This is a genomic window from Variovorax sp. J31P179 (genome assembly GCF_030316985.1).
GTDB classification, from domain to species: domain Bacteria; phylum Pseudomonadota; class Gammaproteobacteria; order Burkholderiales; family Burkholderiaceae_C; genus Variovorax; species Variovorax ginsengisoli_B.
In genome coordinates this window covers 1-18,087 of the sequence record NZ_JASZYL010000013.1, presented here as the reverse complement: position 1 = coordinate 18,087, position 18,087 = coordinate 1, and the positions used below count along the sequence as shown (strand labels likewise).

At 70.1% G+C, this 18,087-nt stretch carries 15 protein-coding genes and 2 pseudogenes; 3 read left to right on the top strand and 14 right to left on the bottom strand.

Translation table 11 applies throughout. The annotated features are described in order from the left end of the window. Positions 1–11: 11 nt before the first annotated feature. From QTI17_RS27095 to QTI17_RS27035, 13 genes and pseudogenes are all read right to left on the bottom strand, one after another. Positions 12–1,052 (bottom strand): ABC transporter ATP-binding protein, encoded by a 1,041-nt coding sequence (locus QTI17_RS27095; RefSeq protein ID WP_286536902.1) that lies wholly within the window; start codon positions 1,050–1,052, stop codon positions 12–14. A 30-nt stretch (positions 1,053–1,082) separates the two neighbouring features. After that, a pseudogene (locus QTI17_RS27090) lies at positions 1,083–2,078 on the bottom strand (ABC transporter ATP-binding protein); the annotation flags it as partial. Then, positions 2,075–2,983: an ABC transporter permease gene (locus QTI17_RS27085; RefSeq protein WP_436411623.1), complete on the bottom strand. Its 909-nt coding sequence runs from the start codon at positions 2,981–2,983 to the stop codon at positions 2,075–2,077. The pseudogene QTI17_RS27090 and the gene QTI17_RS27085, both read right to left, overlap by 4 nt. Next, complete coding sequence (locus tag QTI17_RS27080) at positions 2,980–3,954, bottom strand: ABC transporter permease (protein WP_286529266.1); 975 nt, start codon at positions 3,952–3,954, stop codon at positions 2,980–2,982. The genes QTI17_RS27085 and QTI17_RS27080 overlap by 4 nt, the downstream gene beginning before the upstream one ends. Further along, positions 3,951–5,456 carry a flavin-containing monooxygenase gene (locus QTI17_RS27075; RefSeq protein ID WP_286536767.1) on the bottom strand — a complete coding sequence of 502 codons (1,506 nt, stop codon included), beginning with the start codon at positions 5,454–5,456 and terminating at the stop codon, positions 3,951–3,953. The genes QTI17_RS27080 and QTI17_RS27075 overlap by 4 nt, the downstream gene beginning before the upstream one ends. Before the next feature lie 11 nt (positions 5,457–5,467). After that, positions 5,468–6,457, bottom strand: coding sequence for a LysR family transcriptional regulator (locus tag QTI17_RS27070; RefSeq protein WP_286536766.1), 990 nt, complete (start codon positions 6,455–6,457; stop codon positions 5,468–5,470). 148 nt (positions 6,458–6,605) lie between these two features. Further along, positions 6,606–7,163, bottom strand: a pseudogene (locus QTI17_RS27065) (NAD(P)-dependent oxidoreductase); the annotation flags it as partial. Between the two features lie 8 nt (positions 7,164–7,171). Continuing rightward, positions 7,172–9,181 (bottom strand): transketolase, encoded by a 2,010-nt coding sequence (tkt, locus tag QTI17_RS27060; RefSeq protein ID WP_286536765.1) that lies wholly within the window; start codon positions 9,179–9,181, stop codon positions 7,172–7,174. A gap of 10 nt (positions 9,182–9,191) precedes the next feature. Further along, the gene (locus QTI17_RS27055) at positions 9,192–10,223 is read right to left on the bottom strand and encodes a TRAP transporter substrate-binding protein (RefSeq protein ID WP_286536764.1); all 1,032 of its coding nucleotides are present in this window, start codon (positions 10,221–10,223) and stop codon (positions 9,192–9,194) included. A gap of 27 nt (positions 10,224–10,250) precedes the next feature. Continuing rightward, the gene (locus tag QTI17_RS27050) at positions 10,251–11,000 is read right to left on the bottom strand and encodes an SDR family NAD(P)-dependent oxidoreductase (protein WP_286536763.1); all 750 of its coding nucleotides are present in this window, start codon (positions 10,998–11,000) and stop codon (positions 10,251–10,253) included. A 61-nt stretch (positions 11,001–11,061) separates the two neighbouring features. Beyond that, complete coding sequence (locus QTI17_RS27045; RefSeq protein ID WP_286536762.1) at positions 11,062–12,069, bottom strand: transketolase family protein; 1,008 nt, start codon at positions 12,067–12,069, stop codon at positions 11,062–11,064. Further along, positions 12,066–12,911: a transketolase gene (locus tag QTI17_RS27040; protein ID WP_286536761.1), complete on the bottom strand. Its 846-nt coding sequence runs from the start codon at positions 12,909–12,911 to the stop codon at positions 12,066–12,068. The genes QTI17_RS27045 and QTI17_RS27040 overlap by 4 nt, the downstream gene beginning before the upstream one ends. Before the next feature lie 38 nt (positions 12,912–12,949). Next, complete coding sequence (locus tag QTI17_RS27035) at positions 12,950–14,812, bottom strand: TRAP transporter large permease (protein WP_286536760.1); 1,863 nt, start codon at positions 14,810–14,812, stop codon at positions 12,950–12,952. A gap of 194 nt (positions 14,813–15,006) precedes the next feature. Between QTI17_RS27035 and QTI17_RS27030 the strand changes: the two genes are divergently transcribed. Both QTI17_RS27030 and QTI17_RS27025 read left to right on the top strand, forming a co-directional pair. Next, positions 15,007–15,954: a LysR substrate-binding domain-containing protein gene (locus tag QTI17_RS27030; protein ID WP_286536759.1), complete on the top strand. Its 948-nt coding sequence runs from the start codon at positions 15,007–15,009 to the stop codon at positions 15,952–15,954. Beyond that, positions 15,951–16,349, top strand: a complete 399-nt coding sequence (locus tag QTI17_RS27025) for a VOC family protein (RefSeq protein ID WP_286536758.1) — start codon at positions 15,951–15,953, stop codon at positions 16,347–16,349. The genes QTI17_RS27030 and QTI17_RS27025 overlap by 4 nt, the downstream gene beginning before the upstream one ends. 39 nt (positions 16,350–16,388) lie before the next feature. Here QTI17_RS27025 and QTI17_RS27020 read toward each other — a convergent pair whose 3' ends face one another. Next, positions 16,389–17,312 (bottom strand): LysR family transcriptional regulator, encoded by a 924-nt coding sequence (locus QTI17_RS27020; protein WP_286536757.1) that lies wholly within the window; start codon positions 17,310–17,312, stop codon positions 16,389–16,391. Between the two features lie 115 nt (positions 17,313–17,427). Here QTI17_RS27020 and QTI17_RS27015 point away from each other — a divergent pair. Continuing rightward, positions 17,428–18,087 (top strand): amidohydrolase family protein (locus QTI17_RS27015; protein WP_286536756.1); only part of this gene is annotated, 660 nt, incomplete at its 3' end.

The following is an 18,087-nucleotide window of genomic DNA, read 5'->3' as shown; positions in this document are numbered from 1 at the left end:
GAAGCAGGGACTCAGTGGGCGTCGTGCAGATGGCACGCGCTCGCGTGATGGATGGCGATGCCGCGCAGCCGCGGCGTCTCGGTGCGGCAGCGCGGCATCGCCTGCGGACAGCGTGGATGGAAGTGGCAGCCCGACGGCGGCGCGATCGGGCTCGGGATCTCGCCGCGGATCGCGCTGAAGCGCGCGCCGCGCGCCTCGATGCTCGGGATCTCGGCCAGCAGCGCCTGAGTGTAGGGATGCGCGGGCCGCGCGAACAGCTCGGCCACCGGCGCGCTCTCGACCACCCGGCCGAGGTACATCACGGCCACGCGGTCGCACAGGTGCTCGATCACGCCGAGGTCATGGCTGATGAACAGGTAGGCCAGGCCCAGCTGGTCGCGCAGGTCCATGAAGAGGTTCAGGATCTGGGCCTGGATCGACACGTCCAGCGCCGCCACCGCCTCGTCGCTCACCAGCATCGACGGCTGGACCGCCAGCGCGCGGGCGATGCCGATGCGCTGGCGCTGGCCGCCGCTGAACTGGTGCGGGTAGCGGTGACGCAGCGCGGGGTCGAGCCCGGCGCGCTGCAACTGGGCGCAGACGTAGTCGTCCAGCCCGGCGGCGTCGGTCAGGCCATGCAGCAAGGCGGCCTCGCCGACGATGCGCGAGACGCGCAGCCGCGGGTTCAGGCTCGCATACGGGTCCTGGAACACCATCTGGATGCGCAGCCGCGCGGCCAGCTGCTCGGCCGGCGTGAAGTCCGCGGCCGGCGTGCCGCCCACGATCACCTCGCCTTCGGTGGGCCTGAGCAGGCCGGCCGCGATGCGGCCCAGGGTCGACTTGCCGCAGCCGGATTCGCCGACCAGACCGACCACTTCGCCGGGCCGCACCGACAGGTCGACGCCGTCGACCGCATGCGTGACGACCGGCGGCCGGTTCCAGCCGACGCTGCGCAGCGCGCGCCCGACCACACCGGGCGGCGGCGTCGCGCCGAAGCGCTGCGCGACCTGCCGCAGCGCGATCAGCGGTGGCGCCTGGTCGTTGGCCGCCGGCGCCCGCGGCGCCGCTGGCAGGCGCGGCGCTGCCGGCGCCGCCGGCCTGCCCTGCTGCGGATGGAAGCAGCGCACTTGGTGCCAGGGTGCCTCGTGGCGCGGCCGCGAGATCTCCGGGCGTGCTTCGCAGGCCGCGTCCGCATGGGGGCAGCGCGGCGCGAAGGCGCAGCCGACCGGCATGTTCAGCAGGCTTGGCGTCATGCCCTGGATCTGCCGCAGCCGCGCGCCGCGCGCGTTGGCGCCGGGCAGGCTGTCGATCAGGCCGCGGGTGTACGGATGGCGGGGATGGTCGAGCACGTCGTCCACCGTGCCGTGTTCGACGATGCGCCCCGCGTACATCACGGCGATCTCGTCGGCCAGGCCGGCCACCACCGACAGGTCGTGGCTGATCCAGATCAGCGAAGTGCCGGTGTCGCGCACCAGCTTCTGCACTTCGGAGAGGATCTGCGCCTGGATCGTCACGTCCAGCGCCGTGGTCGGCTCGTCCGCGATGATCAGGTCGGGGCCGTGCAGCATCGCGATGGCGATCGCCACCCGCTGGCGCATGCCGCCCGAGAGCTGGTGCGGGTAGGCGCGCAGCCGCTCGTCCGGGCTCGGGATGCCCATCCGCCCCAGCGTGTCGCGGGCATGGCGGCGCGCCTCCTCCGCCGAGACCCGCCGGTGCGCCTGCACCGCCTCGATCATCTGCGTGTCGACCCGCAGCACCGGGTTGAGCGTGGCCATCGGGTCCTGGAAGATCATCGCGATGCGGTTGCCCCGCAGCGCGCGCCGTTCGCCGGTCGCCAGCTGGGTCAGGTCGCGGCCCTGGAACAACACCTGGCCGCCCTCCACCCGGCCCGGCGGATCGACCAGGCCCATGATCGAGAAGCCGGTCACCGACTTGCCGGAGCCCGACTCGCCGACCAGCCCCAGCACCTTGCCGCGGCCCAGCGTGAACGACACGCCGTCGACCACCGGCAGCACGCCGGCGCGGGTGTGGAAGCGCGTCTGCAGGTTGCGCACTTCCAGCGTCGGCACTTCGAGTTCGGGCGCGAGAACGGCGCTCATTTCTGCAACCTCGGGTTGAGCACGTCGCGCAGCTGGTCGCCCACCAGGTTGATCGCGACGATGGCGGCCAACAGGGCGACGCCGGGAAAGAAGCTGATCCAGTACTCGTTCGACAACAGGTACTGGTAGCCGTTGGAGATCAGCAGGCCGAGCGAGGGCTCGGTGATCGGCACACCCAGCCCCAGGAACGACAGCGTCGCTTCCAGCGTGATGGCGCGCGCGATCTGCAGCGCGCCGATGACCAGCAGCGGCGGCAGGCAGTTCGGCAGGATGTGGCCGGTGAGGATGCGCCAGCGCGGAATGCCCTGCCCTTGCGCCGCATCGACGTACTCGCGCCGCGCCTCGACCAGGGCCTGGCCCCGTGCGGTGCGCGCGTAGTAGGCCCATTCGAGCAGCACCAGTGTCAGCATGACGTTGCCCACGCCCTTGCCGACGTAGGCCAGGATCATCAGCGCCATCAGGATGGTCGGGAACGACAGCAGCAGGTCGACCAGCCGCATCAGCAGCGCGTCGACCTTGCCGCCCGCGTAGGCGGCCACGAGTCCGACCAGCGTGCCGATCACCGCCGCGATCAGTGCCGAGCCGACGCCGACCGTCAGGCTGATGCGCAGCCCGTAGATGATGGCCGAGTACAGGTCCCTGCCCTGCCCGTCGGTGCCGAGCCAGTAGGTGTAGCCGCCCTCGCTGCTGCGCGAACCGGGCGGCAGGCGGGCGTCGAGCACGTCCAGCTGCAGCAGGTCGTAGGGGTTCTGCGGCGTGATCCAGGGCGCTAGCAGCGCGGCCAGCACCACGATGCCCAGCACCACCAGGCCACCCACCGCGATGCGCGAGTGCAGGAAGTCGGCGGCGACCCGCCACCAGATCGAGCGCTCGTCGTAGGTCTTTGCCATGCTCACGCCGCTCATCGGGCGCCTTCCAGCCGCACCCGCGGATCGAGCAGCTTGTAGAGCAGGTCCACGATCAGGTTGAGCGTCACGAAGATCACGACCACCACCATCAGGTAGGCCACCACCACCGGCCGGTCGAGCGAGTTGATGCTGTCGAGGATCAGCTTGCCGGCCCCCGGCCAGGCGAAGATGGTCTCGGTGACCACCGCGTAGGCGATGGTCGCGCCCAGCTCCAGCCCGAGCACCGTGACCAGCGGGATCATGGTGTTGCGCATGACGTGCATCAGCATCACGCGGGTCGGCGACAGGCCCTTGGCGCGCGCGAACTTCACGAAATCCTGCGGCAGCACCTCGCGCACGCCGGCGCGCGTGAGCCGCAGCACCAGCGAGATCTTGAACAGCGCGAGATTGAAGGCCGGCAGCAGCAGGTGCTGCAGCCCGTCGAGCGTGAGCCAGGACCACTGGACGCCGAACAGCGCACGGGTCTCGCCGCGCCCGCTGGCGGGCAGCCAGCCCAGCTGCACGCTGAACACCATGATCAGCATCAGCGCCACCCAGAAGGCCGGCAGCGAGAAGCCGACGATGCTGGTGGCCATCAGCGTGCGCGACACCGGGTGCTCCGGCTTCATGCCCGCGAACAGCCCCAGCGGCACGCCGACCACGATCGCCATCAGCAGCGCCGCGAAGGCCAGCTCCATGGTCGCGGGCAGGCGCTGCAGGATCAGGCGCACCGCGTCCTCCTGGTAGACGAAGCTGCGACCCAGGCTGCCGTGCAGCGCGCCGTCCACGAAGGCCAGGTACTGGCGCCACAGCGGCTGGTCGAGCCCGAGCCGCGCGATGGCGGCGAGCCGTTCCTGCTGGTTCATGTCCTCGCCGATCAGGATGTCGATCGGGTTGCCGATGGCATGCAGGCCGATGAAGACGATCAGCGTCATCGCCACCACCACGAGCAGCGCCTGCAACAACCGGCGCAGCAGCCAGCCGGTCACCGGGCGACCTCGGGGTCGGCGGCTTCGACGTACGGCGGCAGCACCGAGGGCGTCCATTCGTCGCCATCGAGCTCAGGCTCGGCATAGCGTTGCATGGCGGCGAAGTGCAGCTCGGCGTCCTCGCTCAGCAGCTTGGCCGCGAGGCCGCGCGCAAGCCGCTGTGCGCCGTCGGTGATCTGCGGGATGTCGCCGGCCGCGGCGCCGTGCGAGAGCGAGGCGGCGTAGTTGAAGCAGTGCACGCGCTCCAGGCCCGGGCAGGCGCCCGGCGTCTTCGGCTGGAACTCGAACAGCGGGCCGAGGTCGGGCGACTCGGCCAGTTCGGTGTCGGCCGTGCCCTCGGGCGGTGCGAAGCGGTCCTGCCAGACCCGCACCTGCGGCGCGAAGGCGGCGAACTCGGGACGCAGCGCCCAGTCGGTGCGGAAGCCGGTGCTGAAGACCACGAAGTCGACCGCCAGCGGGCCCCGGCTGGTGTCGAGCCGCAGCGCGCCGTCGGCCCGCCGGACGGCGCCGAGCACCGAGGTGCCGAGCTGGAAATGGGCCGCGGCATGGCGCGACACGCGCAGCGTGCTGCCGTGCGGCGGCGGCACCTGCTGGACATTGATGTAGTGGCGCATGCGCCATTTCCACTCGTCCGGCAGCTGCCAGAAGCCATGCACCATCCCCGGGCTGCCCGCGCCCTTGCCCTTGTTGACCCGCGGCAGGTCGGCGCGCCGGATCAGCAGGTCGACCCGCCCGGCACCGGCTTCGAGCGCCGAGGCGGCGGCGTCCATCGCCGAGGCGCCGCCGCCGACGACCGCGACCCGCCGGCCCCGCAGGCTTTCGGCGTCCCAGAGATCGGACGAATGGGCCCATCGATCGCGCGGCAGCGCGGCCGCCCAGTCGGGCACCCAGGCGCCGCCCAGGCCGTCGCGGCCGGTGGCGAGCACCACGTGGCGCGCCTGGACGGTGTAGGCCTTGCCATCGGCCGTGCCGTCCAGCAGGTCGAGCTGCACCACGCCGTCGGCGCGCGGCAGCACCGCCCGCACCTGCTGTTCGTTGCGCACGTCGAGGCCCAGCACGCTGCGATACCAACGCAGGTACTCGGCCCACTGCAGGCGCGGGATCTTGTCGAGCGCGTCCCAGGCCGCCAACCCGAACTGGGCCTCGAACCAGGCGCGGAAGGTCAGCGCCGGCAGGCCCAGCGCAGGGCCGGTGAGTTCCTTGGGCGAGCGCAGCGTCTCCATGCGCGCGGTCGTGGCCCAGGGGCCTTCGAAGCCGGCCGGCGAACGGTCGTAGATGCGGGCGCGCAGGCCCAGGTGCGTGAGCGTCGCCAGCAGGGCCAGGCCCGCCATGCCGCCGCCGACGATGGCCACGTCCAGCGGCGCCTCGCCCGGCCCGTCCTTCACGGGCACCCAGGGCTTGGCGGGCAGGCCGAGCCAGGCCAGGTCCTGGCGCAGGCGTGCCTCGAGCGCCGCCAGCCCGGCGGGCGCTTCGGCGATCGGTGGTGGGAGCTTGGCCTTCATCGCGGATGCTTTCAGAAAGAGGTGTCGTCGCCGGACGGCCGCGCAGCGTCGCCATAGACGCTCTGTAACAGGGCCGCATGGGCGGAGGGGTCGTGGCGCACGAAATGCGGCAGGGCGCTGGCCGCTTCGAGCAGCGCGTCGATCAACGCGCGCACGGGCGGCGTGACCGGCCGGGCCTGGGGCGTGACCACGCCGAAGATGAAAGGGATGTCGGTGTCCAGCGGCCGCACCGCCAGGCCTTCCATCGGGGCGCCGCGGGCGGTCAGCGGCTCCAGCACCGCCACGCCGAGGCCGGCCCGCGCGAGTGCTTGGGCGTTGACCGAGGAGTTGGTCTCGATCAGCGCGGACTGCTGCGTCGGCGGGTGGCCGGCGCGCGCCAGAGTGGCGTCGAGCCGGCGGCGCAGACGAAAGGGATTGCTCATCGTGATGAGCCGGCGCTGCGCCAGCGCCGCCAGCGGCACCACCGCGTGGGCGGCCAGCGGATCGTCGTGCGGCAGCACGGCCACGCAGGGCATCTCGCCGATCCAGTGCACGTCGAGGCCGCGATGCTCCAGCGGCAGGCTGCTGGCGCCCAGCTGGACCGCGCCGCTGAGCACCGCATGGACGACCTGTTCGGGCGAGGCGCTGCGCAGCTGGATCGGCGCGGCGCCGGCCTGCGCTTCCAGCCGCTGCAAGGCCTGCGGCAGCAGCCCGACCGCCAGCGCGGAGGTGGTGGCCAGCACCAGGGGCTGCGCGTTGCCGCGCGCGATCTCGGCGGCGCGAAGGTGGATCTGCTGGAGGCCGCCCAAGGCGCGCTCCACGTCTTCATACAGCAGGAAGCCCTGCTCGCTGGGCGTCACGCGGGGACCATGGCGGGTGAACAAGGCATAGCCGATCTCGGCTTCGAGTTCCTGCACCAGCCTGGACACCGCCGGCTGCGAGCGCGCCAGCAGCCGGGCGGCGCCAGTGACGCTGCCGGTCGACATGACGGCGGCGAAAGCCTCAAGCTGGCGCAGTTCCATGGGATTGACTATCCATATTGATAATCATCAGGCATTTATCATGCCATTTACAAATACTTCCTTTCCATAAGCTTAGAGGGAACTGTCTTAGTTGCCGTGAGAGTCGGGAAAATGTCGATGATCCGCCAAAAGCTCAGCACAGATGGCTGGGGCCGAGTCCGCTCTTTCCCTTGTGGGCGGCGAACATCGGCTGCATGCCGAAGGCCTTGGCGATCTCGGCCACGCGCTGGCCCAGCACGCCTTCGCCCACGATGCCGAGCCGCGCGCCGGCCAGGTCGCGGATCGGGTGGTCGAAATAGCAGAACTGGCCCGACTCCTGCCACCGCCCCGCCAGCACGGATTCGCGGTAGGCGACCACGTTGCGCCGCAGCGCGAGGATCAGCGCGAAGGTGTGCTCCGGCACGGTGTTGACCGCGTAGCCGCGGATGTTCGCCACCGCGACGCCGCGCGCCGCGCAGGCCGCCTTGTCGACGCAGTCGGTGCCGGTCGCGGCCACCGCCACCAGCCGCAGCGCGGGCAGGCGGTCCAGTGTCGCGGCCGTGATCGGCACCTTGTTGGTGATGGCGATGGTTGCGCCTTGCAGTCGGCCGGCCACTTCGTCGGCGGCGGTGCGTTGGTGCTCGACCAGTTCATGGTCGAAGGCCGGGCGGCGCAGCCGGATCTGCGGCGCGATCGTTGCGCGGTCGAGAAAGACGATGCGTTGAATGGGGAGGCTCAGGGTTGGATCTTCGACAGGCGCTTCGCCTCGGCGGCGACGGCCGTGGGCGTGATGCCGAACAGTTCGTACAAGGCATCGGCCGGGCCCGACGCGCCGAAGCCCGCCATGCCGACGAAGCCGCCGCGCTCACCGAGGTAGCGGTCCCAGCCGAAACGCACCGCCGCCTCCACCGCCACCCGCACGCCGCCCGGCGGCAGCACGGCGGCCCGGTAGCGGGCGTCCTGGGCGTCGAAGCGCTCGCAGCAGGGCATCGACACGACCGCGGTCGGGATGCCTTCGGCCTGCAGCTGCAGGCGCGCCTGCAGCGCGACCGCCACTTCGGAGCCGGTCGCCAGCAAGGTGACGGCGCGCGCCCCGCCCTCGGCTTCCGCCAGGACATAGGCGCCCCGGCGCGAGAGGTTGTCGTCGCCCGGATGTCGCCGCACGGTCGGCAGGGCCTGCCGTGCGAACACGAGCGTCGTCGGGCCGCTGCGCTGTTCGAGCGCGATCTCCCAGCATTCCGCGGCTTCGACCGCATCGGCCGGCCGCAGCACCAGCATGTTGGGCATGGCCCGCAGCGAGGCCAGGATCTCCACCGGCTGGTGAGTCGGCCCGTTCTTGCCGACACCGATCGAGTCGTGGCTGAACACGAACTTCACCGGCAGCCCCATCAGCGCAGCCATCCGCATGGCTGGGCGCTCGTAGTCGGCGAAGGCGAGGTAGGTCACGGCCAGCGGGATCACGCCGCCGTGCGCCGCCAAGCCGTTGGCCATGGCGCCCATCAGGTGCTCGCGCACCCCGCAGTGCACGTAGGCGCCCGCGCGGTGGTCGGCCGTGAAGGCCGCGAGCCGGCGCTTGTGGCTGGTCGGCGCCTCGAGGTCGGCGCAGCCCACCATGCGTTCGGGCAGCACCTCGGTCAGCAGGTCGTTGATCTCGGCCGAGATCAAGATGCCGCCCGGCGCCTCTTCGCGGTCGACCGCGCGGCGCTTGCAGGCCTGCAGCACCTCGCGCCATCCCGCGGGCAATTCGCCCGCCATCACCCGATCGAACTCGGCGCGCTGGTCGGCGCTCAGGGCCGCATGGCGTGCCTGCCAGGCCTGGTGCGCGCCGCGGCCGCGCTCGCCGGCGGCACGCCACGGGCCCAACACCTCCGGGGGAATCTCGAACGGTGCATGGGGCCAGTCGAGCTCGCGGCGCGCGATCTCGGCGTCCTCGGGATGCAGCCGCCCGCTGTGGCCGCCGCGCTGGCCCTGCAGCCGTGCGATGCCGCGGGCGATGATGGTGCGGCAGGCGATCAGCGAAGGACGGGGGTCCGACTTCGCGGCCGCCAGTGCTGCCGACACGGCGTCGATGTCATGCCCGTCGACCTCGACCACGTGCCAGTCGGCGACCCTGAAGCGCGCGGCCACGTCCTCGCTGATCGACAGCGCCGTGCTGCCGTCGTCGGTGATGCGGTTGTCGTCCCACAGCAGGACCAGCTTGCCGAGCTTCAGATGCCCGGCCAGCGAGATCATTTCCTGGCCCACCCCTTCCTGCAGGCAGCCGTCGCCGACGAAGGCATAGGTGTGGTGGTCGACGAGTCCATCGCCGAAGCGCGCGTTCAGGTAGGCCTCGGCCACCGCCATGCCGAAGGCGTTCGCGATGCCCTGGCCCAGCGGCCCGGTCGTCACCTCGATGCCGCTGGCCGGGTCGATCTCGGGGTGGCCTTCGCAATGGGCGCCCAGTTCGCGGAAGCGCCGGATCTCCTCGATCGGGAACTGCGCGTAGCCGGTCAGGTGGAGCAGCGCATAGAGCAGCATCGACCCGTGGCCGTTGGAAAGAACCACCCGGTCGCGGTCGGGCCAGGTCGGGTCGGCGGGCAGGAACTTCAGGTGCCGCGTATAGAGGGCCGTCGCGATTTCGGCCATGCCCAGCGGCACGCCCTGGTGGCCCTCGGTGGCGCGCACGATGGCGTCGATGGCGAGGAAGCGGATCGCGTTGGCGAGCGGCGCGGTGGCGGGCTGGTCGGGCTGGTCGGGCTGGGCCATGGCGAGGACCTCAGGCAAGGACGCCGGTGTTCTGTTCCAGCAGGGCCCAGGCCTCGTCGCCGAACTTGGCGCGCCAGTCCTTGTAGAAGCTGGTCTTGCCGAGGGCGGCCTTGAAGACTTTCTTGTCGACCTCGATGAACTGCAGGCCCTTGCCCTGCAGCTCGGCGCGCAGCGACTTGCTGAGCGCGGCGATGTCGGCGCGCTCGTCGTCGGCCGCCTTGTCGAACTCGCGGAAGACGATCTCCTGGATGTCCTTCGGCAGCCGGTCCACCGCCTTGCGGTTGCCGAGGATCCAGTAGGCGTCCCAGACGTGGTTGGTCAGGCTGCAGTACTTCTGCACCTCGTACAGGCGCGCCGTGGCGATGATGGCGAGCGGGTTCTCCTGCCCTTCGACCAGCTTGGTCTGCAGCGCCGAGTAGACCTCGTTGAAGTTGATCGGCGTCGGGCTGGCGCCGAGGGCGGTGAACAGGGTCGAGAGCATCGGTGCCGACGGCACGCGCAGCTTCAGGCCCTTGAGGTCGTCCGGCGTGTTGACCGGCTTGGTGGAGGTCGTGATCTGGCGGAAGCCGTTCTCCCACGGCTTCGACATCGTCATCAGCCCGACCTTCTCGATCTGTGCACGCACATACTTGCCCAGGCCGCCGTCCATGGCCTTCCAGACCTGCTCGCTGTCGCTGAACGCGAAGCCGGTGTTGACGATGCCGGCCGCAGGCACCAGCGTCGACAGCACCGAACTGGCCTGGTTGAAGAACTCGATGCCGCCGTTGCGCACCTGGGACAGCAGGTCGGTGTCGGAGCCGAGCTGGTTGGCCGGGAACAGCCGGATCTCCAACCGGCCGTTGGTGGCCGCCTTGATGCGGTCGATCGCCTCCTGGGCGCGCTTGTTGACCGGGTGGGTGGGGTCCTGCCCGGTGGCGAGCTTGTAGTTGAACTCGGCCGCATGGGCGCGCTTGGGCAGGATGGCGAAGAGCGGCAGCGCGGCGGCGCCGGCCAGGCATTGGCGGCGGCTCAGGCCCGCGGTCGGGGTCTTGTTCGGGGTCATGGCTTGTCTCCTTGGGGGGCGTTGCGATCAGTGGATCAACATGCCGCCGTTCACGTCGAGCGTGACGCCGGTGCAGTACTTCGCGAGCGCACTCGCCAGGAACACGACGCAGCCGGCGACATCCGCCGGCTCGCCGATCCGGTTCAGCGGGATCTGGTCGAGGATCCCCTGCATGCGGTCGTCCGGGATCAGGCCCTTGTTGATGTCGGTGGCGATCAGGCCCGGCGTCACGCAGTTGACGCGGATGCCGTCGATGCCGGCCTCGCGCGCCAGCGCCCTGGCCAGGCCCAGCACGCCGGCCTTCGCGGCCGAGTAGTGCGGGCCGCCGAGGATGCCGCCGCCGCGCTGGGCCGACACCGAGGAGATGCAGACGATGGCGCCCGACTTCGCCGAGCGCATCGCCGGCAGCACCGCCTGCGACATGTAGAGCGTGCCGCGCAGGCTGACGTCGAGCACCGCGTCGTAGTCGGCGCCCGTGATGTCGACGAACTTGCGCGGCTGCGTGATGCCGGCGTTGTTGACGAGGATGTCGATGCGCCCGCATTGCGCGAGCACCTCCTTGGCGGCGCGCTCGCACGAGGCCTTGTCGGTCACGTCGGCCACCAGGCCCAGGTGCTGCGGCCCGAGGCGAGCGGCGGCGCCCGCCGGGTCGGCCCGTTCGAGGTCGAGGATCACGACGCGCGCGCCCTGCGCGGCCATCAGCGAGGCGGTGGCGAAACCGAGGCCGGCCAGACCGGCACCGCCGGTGATGAGGGCAACTTTGTCAGCGAGAAGCATGGTGTGGACTCCGGAAAAATGAAGGGTGGTGACGGGGACGGATGTGGAAGGCGGCGTGCTGTCAGCCCAGCCAGCCCTTGATGCGGGCCGCGAGCGCGTCCAGGCTGATGCCGTAGCGCTCGTGCAGCGTCGGCAGCGCGCCGGCATCGAGGAAGGCGTCGGGCAGGCCCGCCAGTTCGAAGCCGGCCGGCTGGACCCGATGGCGCAGCAGGGTGCTGGCCACCGCCTCGCCCAGGCCGCCGATCACCGAGTGGTTCTCGGCGACGACGACCAGCCGGTGCCGGTAGCGCACGGCTTCGAGGATGGTCGCTTCGTCGAGCGGCTTGATGGTCGGGCAGTGCAGCACGGCGACACCGATCCGGTCGGCCGCCAGCTTCTGCGCGACCTCGAGCGCACGCATGGTCATGAAGCCGCTGGAGATGACCAGCACATCGTCGCCGTCGCGCAGCAGCTTTGCCTTGCCGAGCTCGAACTTGTAGTCGTACTCGTCGAGCACCAGCGGCACATTGCCGCGCAGCAGGCGCATGTAGACCGGGCCGTTGTGGGCGGCGATCTGCGGCACGGCCTGCTCGATGTCCAGCGCATCGCAGGGATCGACGATGGTCAGCCCGGGAATGCCCCGCATCATCGCGATGTCCTCGGTCGCCTGGTGGCTGGGGCCGTAGCCGGTGGTCAGGCCCGGCAAGGCGCAGCAGATCTTGACGTTGAGCTTTTCCTCGGCGATCACCTGGTGGATGAAGTCGTAGGCGCGGCGGGTGCCGAAGACGGCATAGGTGGTCGCGAACGGCACCAGCCCTTCCTTGGCCATGCCGCCGGCAGCCGCCATCAGCAGCTGCTCGGCCATGCCCATCTGGTGGAAGCGCTCGGGATAGGCCTGCGCGAACAGGTGCAGGTCGGTGTACTTCGCCAGGTCGGCCGTCAGGCCGACGATCTCGGGCCGGCTGGCACCGAGCGCGACCAGCGCCTTGCCGAACGGCGCGGCCTTGACGCGCTGCCCCTCGGTGGCGATCGAGGCGATCATCGCCGAGGTGGTCAGGCGCGGCTTCTTTTCGGCGACGGGGGCGTTCATGCCAGGGCTCCTTCGGTTTGCGATTGGTCGAGCGTCTCGATGGCCTGCTGCCACTCGGGCGGGTCGACGCGGATGAAGTGGTTCTTCTCGCGCTGCTCGAGGAAGGGCACGCCCTTGCCCATCAGCGTGTCGAACAGGATCACCCGCGGCTTCGCTTCGCCCAGCTGGCGCGCGATGTCGAAAGCCTTCAGCACCGCCGGCAGGTCGTTGCCGTCGACGCGCTGCACGTGCCAGCCGAAGGCGGTCCACTTGTCGGCCAGCGGCTCGAAGCCGAGCACCTTGCCCGAGGGGCCGTCGGCCTGCTGGTTGTTGATGTCGACCAGGCAGATGAGGTTGGCGAGACGGTGGTGGGCGGCGCCCATCGCGGCTTCCCAGGTCGAGCCCTCGTCGAGCTCGCCGTCGGACATCGAGTTGTAGACGAAGGCCGGATTGCCCTTCTGCCGCAGCCCGAGCGCCATGCCGACGCCGATCGCCAGCCCGTGGCCGAGCGAGCCGCCCGAGATCTCCATGCCCGGCGTGTAGGTCGCCATGCCCGACATCGGCAGCCGGCTGTCGTCGCTGCCATAGGTCTCGAGCTCGCTCTCGGCGATGATGCCGGCTTCGATCAACGCGGCGTAGAACGCGATCGCATAGTGGCCGTGCGACAGCAGGAATCGGTCGCGGCCCTCCCATTCGGGTTCGTCGGGGCGCAGGTTCAGCGCGTGGCCGTAGGCCACCGCCAGCACGTCGGCCCAGCCGAGCGCCTGGCCGATGTAGCCCTGGCCCTGCACTTCGCCCATGCGCAGGGCGTAGCGGCGGATGCGGTAGGCCCGCTCGCGCAAACGGGTCGTCAAATCAGACATGGAATGGTCCTTGGTCGTGGAAGGGGATGGAGGAAAGCTCAGCCCAGGAGCCCGATCGAGATCCAGGGCACGAAGGCGACGATCAGCAGGCCGGCCAGCAGTGCGCCCAGGTAGGGCCAGATGCGGCGCAGCGCGACGTCGGGATGGGCGCGGCCGATGGTGCAGGCCGCGTAGTAGCCGAGGCCGAAGGGCGGCGCGAACAGGCCGATGCCCATGGCGAGGATGATCACCATCGCGTAGTGCACCTCATGCACGCCGATCGCCTTGGCGACCGGGAACAGCAGCGGCGCGAACAGCACCATCGCCGGGATGCCCTCGAGCACGCTGCCGAGCACCACGAAGGCCGCGATGGACACCAGCAGGAAGCCGTACTTGCCGCCGGGCACGCTGGTCATCACGCTGGCCAGGCTGTGCGAGAAGCCGGACTGCGTCAGCGCCCAGGACATGCCGGTGGCGGTGCCGATGATGAACAGGATCGCGCCCGACAGCGCCGCGGTGTCGATCAGCATCGGGTACAGCCGCCGCCAGTCGAAGCGCCGGTAGATGAAGAGGCCGGCGACCACGGCATAGGCGATGCCGATGGTCGAGACCTCGGTGGCGGTCGCTATGCCCTCGACCACCGCGGTGCGGATCAGCACCGGCAGCGCCAGCGCCGGCAGCGCGACCAGCAGCGTGCGGCCGACGACGCCGAGCGGCGCACGCTTCAGGCCGTGCGCAACCTCGGCGCTGCGGTAGCGCGCCAGCATGGCCAGCATGATCGCCAGCACCACGCCGGGCAGGATGCCGCCGGTGAACAGCGCGCCGATCGAGATGCCGGCGACCGAGCCGATGGTGATCAGCACCAGCGACGGCGGGATCGTCTCGGCCATCGCGCCGGAGGCCGCGAGCAGCGAGATCAGCTCGCCTTCGTCGTTGCCGCGCTTCTTCATCTCGGGCAGCAGCACCGGCGCCACCGCCGCCATGTCGGCGGTCTTGGCGCCGGAGATGCCCGAGACCAGCAGCATCGCGCCCAGCAGCACATAGTTCAGTCCGCCACGCACATGGCCCAGCAGGGAGGCCAGGAAGTCGACCATCGCCTTGGCCATGCCGGTCATCTCGACCAGGTGCCCGAGCAGGATGAACAGCGGCACGGCGAGCAGGATCAGCGAGCTCATCCCCTCGTCCATGCGCCCGCTCACCACCGCCAGCGGCGTCGAGGTGGTGGACAGCAGGAAGGCCACGGTCGCCAGGCCGAAGCAGAAGGCGATCGGCACGCCGAGCAGCACGCCGGCGCCCAGCAGCAGGGCGAAGAAGATGAAGAGGCTCCAGTTGCCGATGCCCTGCAGCCAGTCCGCGCCGAGGTACAGCAGCCCGGCCAGCGCCGCCATCGCCACCGCCACGCCGATCAGGTCGGCCGCGCCCAGCCGGGCCAGGCGCAGCAGCTCGAGCGCGATCATCAAGGCGCTGGCCACCGGCACCGCGGCCGCCCGGATCGTGTTGGGCCAGGACAGCGCGGGTGTCTGCACGACCCATTCGTCGCGGGCGTACTCGGTCATCGGCCCGATCAGGATCATCAGCAGCAGGCAAGGGGCTGCGATGGCGAGTGCCTCGGCCCAGGCCTGCGCCCGCGAGCTCCAGCGCGAGACCAGCGCCGTGGTTCGCATGTGCGTGCCGCGCCGCAGCGCGACGGCGGCGCCGAGGTTCGCGAGCCACAGGAAAAGGATCGAGGCCAGCTCGTCGGCCCACGGAATCGGGCTGTTGAAGATGAAGCGCGAGATCACGCCGGCCAGCAGGACGACGACTTCGCCGACCACCAGCGCGGCCGCCGGCACCTCGATGGCATGCCCGAGCCAATCCTCGCAGCGGGCGGCCAGCGAGCCGGCGGGTCCGACGCGGTGCGGCGTCAGCAGCAGGCCGCTCATCGCGCACCTCGCGGGCAGGTGATGCGGGGTCGACCCGCAAAGCGTTCAGTCATGCCTGTCTCCTGTTGTGTGGGGGTGTCGTCGCGGACGTCCAGGGTCCGTGGCGCCGATGGTCGGCGTTGCATCACATGACGACAAGCGAAGTCTCTTCAGCCTAAGATGACGGTTTGTCATCCAACGACAGGGTTGACCCCATGGCCACCATTCCACCGGTCCCCAACCTCAGGGCTTTCGAGGCCGTCGCGCGGCGGCGCAGCTTTGCCCATGCGGCGGCCGAGCTCCATCTCACCGCGTCGGCGGTCAGCCATCAGGTCTCGCGCCTCGAGGCCCATCTCGGCGTGCGCCTGTTCGAGCGCAGCGCCCATGGCGTACGGCTCAGCGCGGCGGGCGATCGCTACCTGCTGCGCATCAGCGGCGCGCTATCGGCCCTGCTGGCCGCCACGGACGACCTGCAGCAAGGCGTCGAGAACAGCCTGTACGTGCACTCGACACCCAGCTTCGCCAGCCTGTGGCTGGTGCCGCGATTGCGGGCCTTCGCCCGGGCCTGTCCGGACATCACGCTGAACCTGTCGGCCGCGCACACGCACAGCGACTTCGCGCAGGGGGAGGCCGACCTGGACATCCGCTACGGCGTCCCGCAGTGGCCCGACATGGTGATCGAGCCTTTGTTCGAGGAGCGCATCGTCCCGCTGGCCAGCCCGGCGTTCATCCGCGAGCATCGTCTCAAGCGGATCGACCAGCTGGCCGACGTGCCGCTGATCCAGAGCAACGTCAGCGTGGTCCAGTGGTCCGACTGGCTGGCCGCCTTCGCGGACCTGCGCGCGCCGGAGCGCTTCTCGGTGCGATTCGATCGCGCCATGATGTCGCTGGACGCCGCCGCGCAAGGGCTCGGCGTCGCGCTCGAAAGCACGACCATCGGTGCCGGCCACCTCGCCGACCGCCGCTTGAAGCCGATCTTCGGACTCGACAAGGCGGTTCGCGTGAAGGCGCACTTCGTGGTCTACCCGGCCCGGCATGCGCGCCGGCCGCCCGTGGAAGCGTTCCTGAGCTGGCTGCACGGGGAGGCGTCGAAGGCCGAGGGCCGGGCTGGCACCCGGCGTACGATGGCCGTCTCGACCCCACCCTCGACCGCGACGAAATGACAAACTCTCTCCAGCGCATCAGTGCCATGAGCCTGTTCGTCGAAGACCTGCAGGCCGCCAAGACCTTCTACCAGGCCGTCTTCGGCATTCAGGTCATTTTCGAGGACCAGAACTCGGTGGCGGTCGGCTTCGAGAACCTGATCGTCAACCTGCTGAAGGTCGACAGCGCCCGCGAGCTCGTCCAGCCTGGCCGCGTGGCCGCAGCGGATGCCGGCTCCCGCTTCCAGCTCAGCATCTGGGTCCTCGACGTCGATGCGGTCTGCCGAGAGTTGCAGCAACGCGGCGTGACCTTGCTGGCCGGCCCTGTGGACAAGCCCTGGGGCATGCGCTGCGCGAGCTTCGTCGATCCCGCGGGCCACAGCTGGGAAGTGGCAGCGAAGATCCATCCGGCGTAGCGACGGCGCCACGCCAGGACGCGTCCGCAGCCGCGGGGCTCAAGCCTCGTTCGAGAAACCCAGGCGCCACTGGCTGTCGACTGCGAAGCTGCGCGCCAGGAAATCCACGAACTCCCGCACTTTCGGCGACGGATGGCGAGGCTGGGGAAACACGGCATACAAGGTGCGTGACTCCGGCGTCCAGCCCGGCAGCACGACGCACAGGTCGCCGGCGGCGATGTCGGCGGCGACCAGGAAGGTCGGCAGCAGGCCGATGCCCGCGCCTTCGAGCAGCGATTCACGCAGCACCTGGCTGTTGTTGCAGCGGCAGTCGCCGGTGACGCGCACGGTGCGGTCGCCGCCGGGCCCGATCAGGTGCCACTCGTCGGGCACCTGGCCCCGGTTGTAGACCAGGCAGTTGTGTCGCTTCAGGTCCGGCACAGCTGCCGGCTCGCCGTGCCGGGCCAGATACGACGGCGCCGCCACCACGGCGCGCGCCATGCGGCCGATCGGCCGCGCACCGCGCATCGGCTCGCGATCGTTGGCAGCGATGGCGATCGCGACGTCGAAACCCTGCTCGGCCGGGTCGACGAAGAAGTCGTTCATCGTGAGTTCGAGCTTGACCTCGGGAAAGCGCGCGAGGAAATCGGCGATGGTGCGGCCCAGGTGCGCCGAGCCCAGCGAGATCGGTGCCCGCACCTTCAAGAGACCGCGCGGCGTGGGGTGCAGCTGGCCGGTGGATTTCTCGGCCTCCTCGATGTCGTCGAGGATGCGCACGCACTTGGCGTAGTAGGTGCCGCCCGCCTCCGTCAGGCTGATGCGCCGGGTGGTGCGCGCCAGCAGCGGCGTGCCGATATGGGTCTCGAGCGCGGCCACGTACTTGCTCACCGAACCGGCCGACATCGTGAGTTCCGCGGCCGCGTCGCTGAAGCTGTTGCGCTCGACGACCTTGCGAAAAACCGCCATGCAGGTGAGTCGGTCCACATTCTTTCCAATCAGGAAATCAATTCTTCTCAGAAGGCTTATTTATATCCCAATGAGAAACGTTCAGTATGCGCCCTGCCCCCTGTGAAACGACGATGACAACAAGAGGAGCTCCATGAAGCGGATCCTGATCCAGCACGCGAACATCCTGTCGATGGACCCCGCCGTCGGCGACTTCGACGACGCCGACATCCTGATCGAGGGCGACAAGATCCTCGCCGTGGGCCCGAACATCGAGGCCGGCGACGCCGAGGTGGTCGACGGCCGCGGCCGCATCGTCACGCCGGGGCTGGTCAACGCCCACATCCACACCTGGGAGTACCAGCTGCGCGGCATCGGCAGCGACTGGGTGGGTTTTCGCGACTACGTGGCCAACATGCACGGCAACCTCGCCACGCGCTACGGCGTGCGCGACGTCTATCTGGGTAACCTGCTCGGCTCGCTGAACCAATTGCGCAACGGCACCACCACCATCGTCGACTGGTGCCATATCCTGCGCGATGCCGAGATGACCGACACCGCCATCGATGCCCTCGAGGAATCCGGCGTGCGCGCCGTCTTCGCCCGCGGCACCGTCAAGCCGCCCGAGCGACCCGGCGAGGTGCCCTATCACAAGAAGCCCTTCCCCCGCGAGGAGATCGAGCGCCTGCGCAAGGGCCGCCTGGCCTCCGACGACCGCCTGGTCACCCTGGCCATGGCCATCCTCGGGCCCGACTGGGGCGAGTACGACGTCGCCGCCCACGACATCCGACTGGCGCGCGAGTTCGGCCTCATC

What these genes read in the sequence shown, in the direction of transcription:
- QTI17_RS27085 (WP_436411623.1), bottom strand. Translation starts at nt 2,983, where the DNA reads ATGAGCGGCGTGAGCATGGCAAAGACCTACGACGAGCGCTCGATCTGG.
- QTI17_RS27075 (WP_286536767.1), bottom strand. Translation starts at nt 5,456, where the DNA reads ATGAAGGCCAAGCTCCCACCACCGATCGCCGAAGCGCCCGCCGGGCTG.
- QTI17_RS27070 (WP_286536766.1), bottom strand. Translation starts at nt 6,457, where the DNA reads ATGGAACTGCGCCAGCTTGAGGCTTTCGCCGCCGTCATGTCGACCGGC.
- tkt (WP_286536765.1), bottom strand. Translation starts at nt 9,181, where the DNA reads ATGGCCCAGCCCGACCAGCCCGACCAGCCCGCCACCGCGCCGCTCGCC.
- QTI17_RS27055 (WP_286536764.1), bottom strand. Translation starts at nt 10,223, where the DNA reads ATGACCCCGAACAAGACCCCGACCGCGGGCCTGAGCCGCCGCCAATGC.
- QTI17_RS27050 (WP_286536763.1), bottom strand. Translation starts at nt 11,000, where the DNA reads ATGCTTCTCGCTGACAAAGTTGCCCTCATCACCGGCGGTGCCGGTCTG.
- QTI17_RS27045 (WP_286536762.1), bottom strand. Translation starts at nt 12,069, where the DNA reads ATGAACGCCCCCGTCGCCGAAAAGAAGCCGCGCCTGACCACCTCGGCG.
- QTI17_RS27040 (WP_286536761.1), bottom strand. Translation starts at nt 12,911, where the DNA reads ATGTCTGATTTGACGACCCGTTTGCGCGAGCGGGCCTACCGCATCCGC.
- QTI17_RS27035 (WP_286536760.1), bottom strand. Translation starts at nt 14,812, where the DNA reads ATGAGCGGCCTGCTGCTGACGCCGCACCGCGTCGGACCCGCCGGCTCG.
- QTI17_RS27030 (WP_286536759.1), top strand. Translation starts at nt 15,007, where the DNA reads ATGGCCACCATTCCACCGGTCCCCAACCTCAGGGCTTTCGAGGCCGTC.
- QTI17_RS27025 (WP_286536758.1), top strand. Translation starts at nt 15,951, where the DNA reads ATGACAAACTCTCTCCAGCGCATCAGTGCCATGAGCCTGTTCGTCGAA.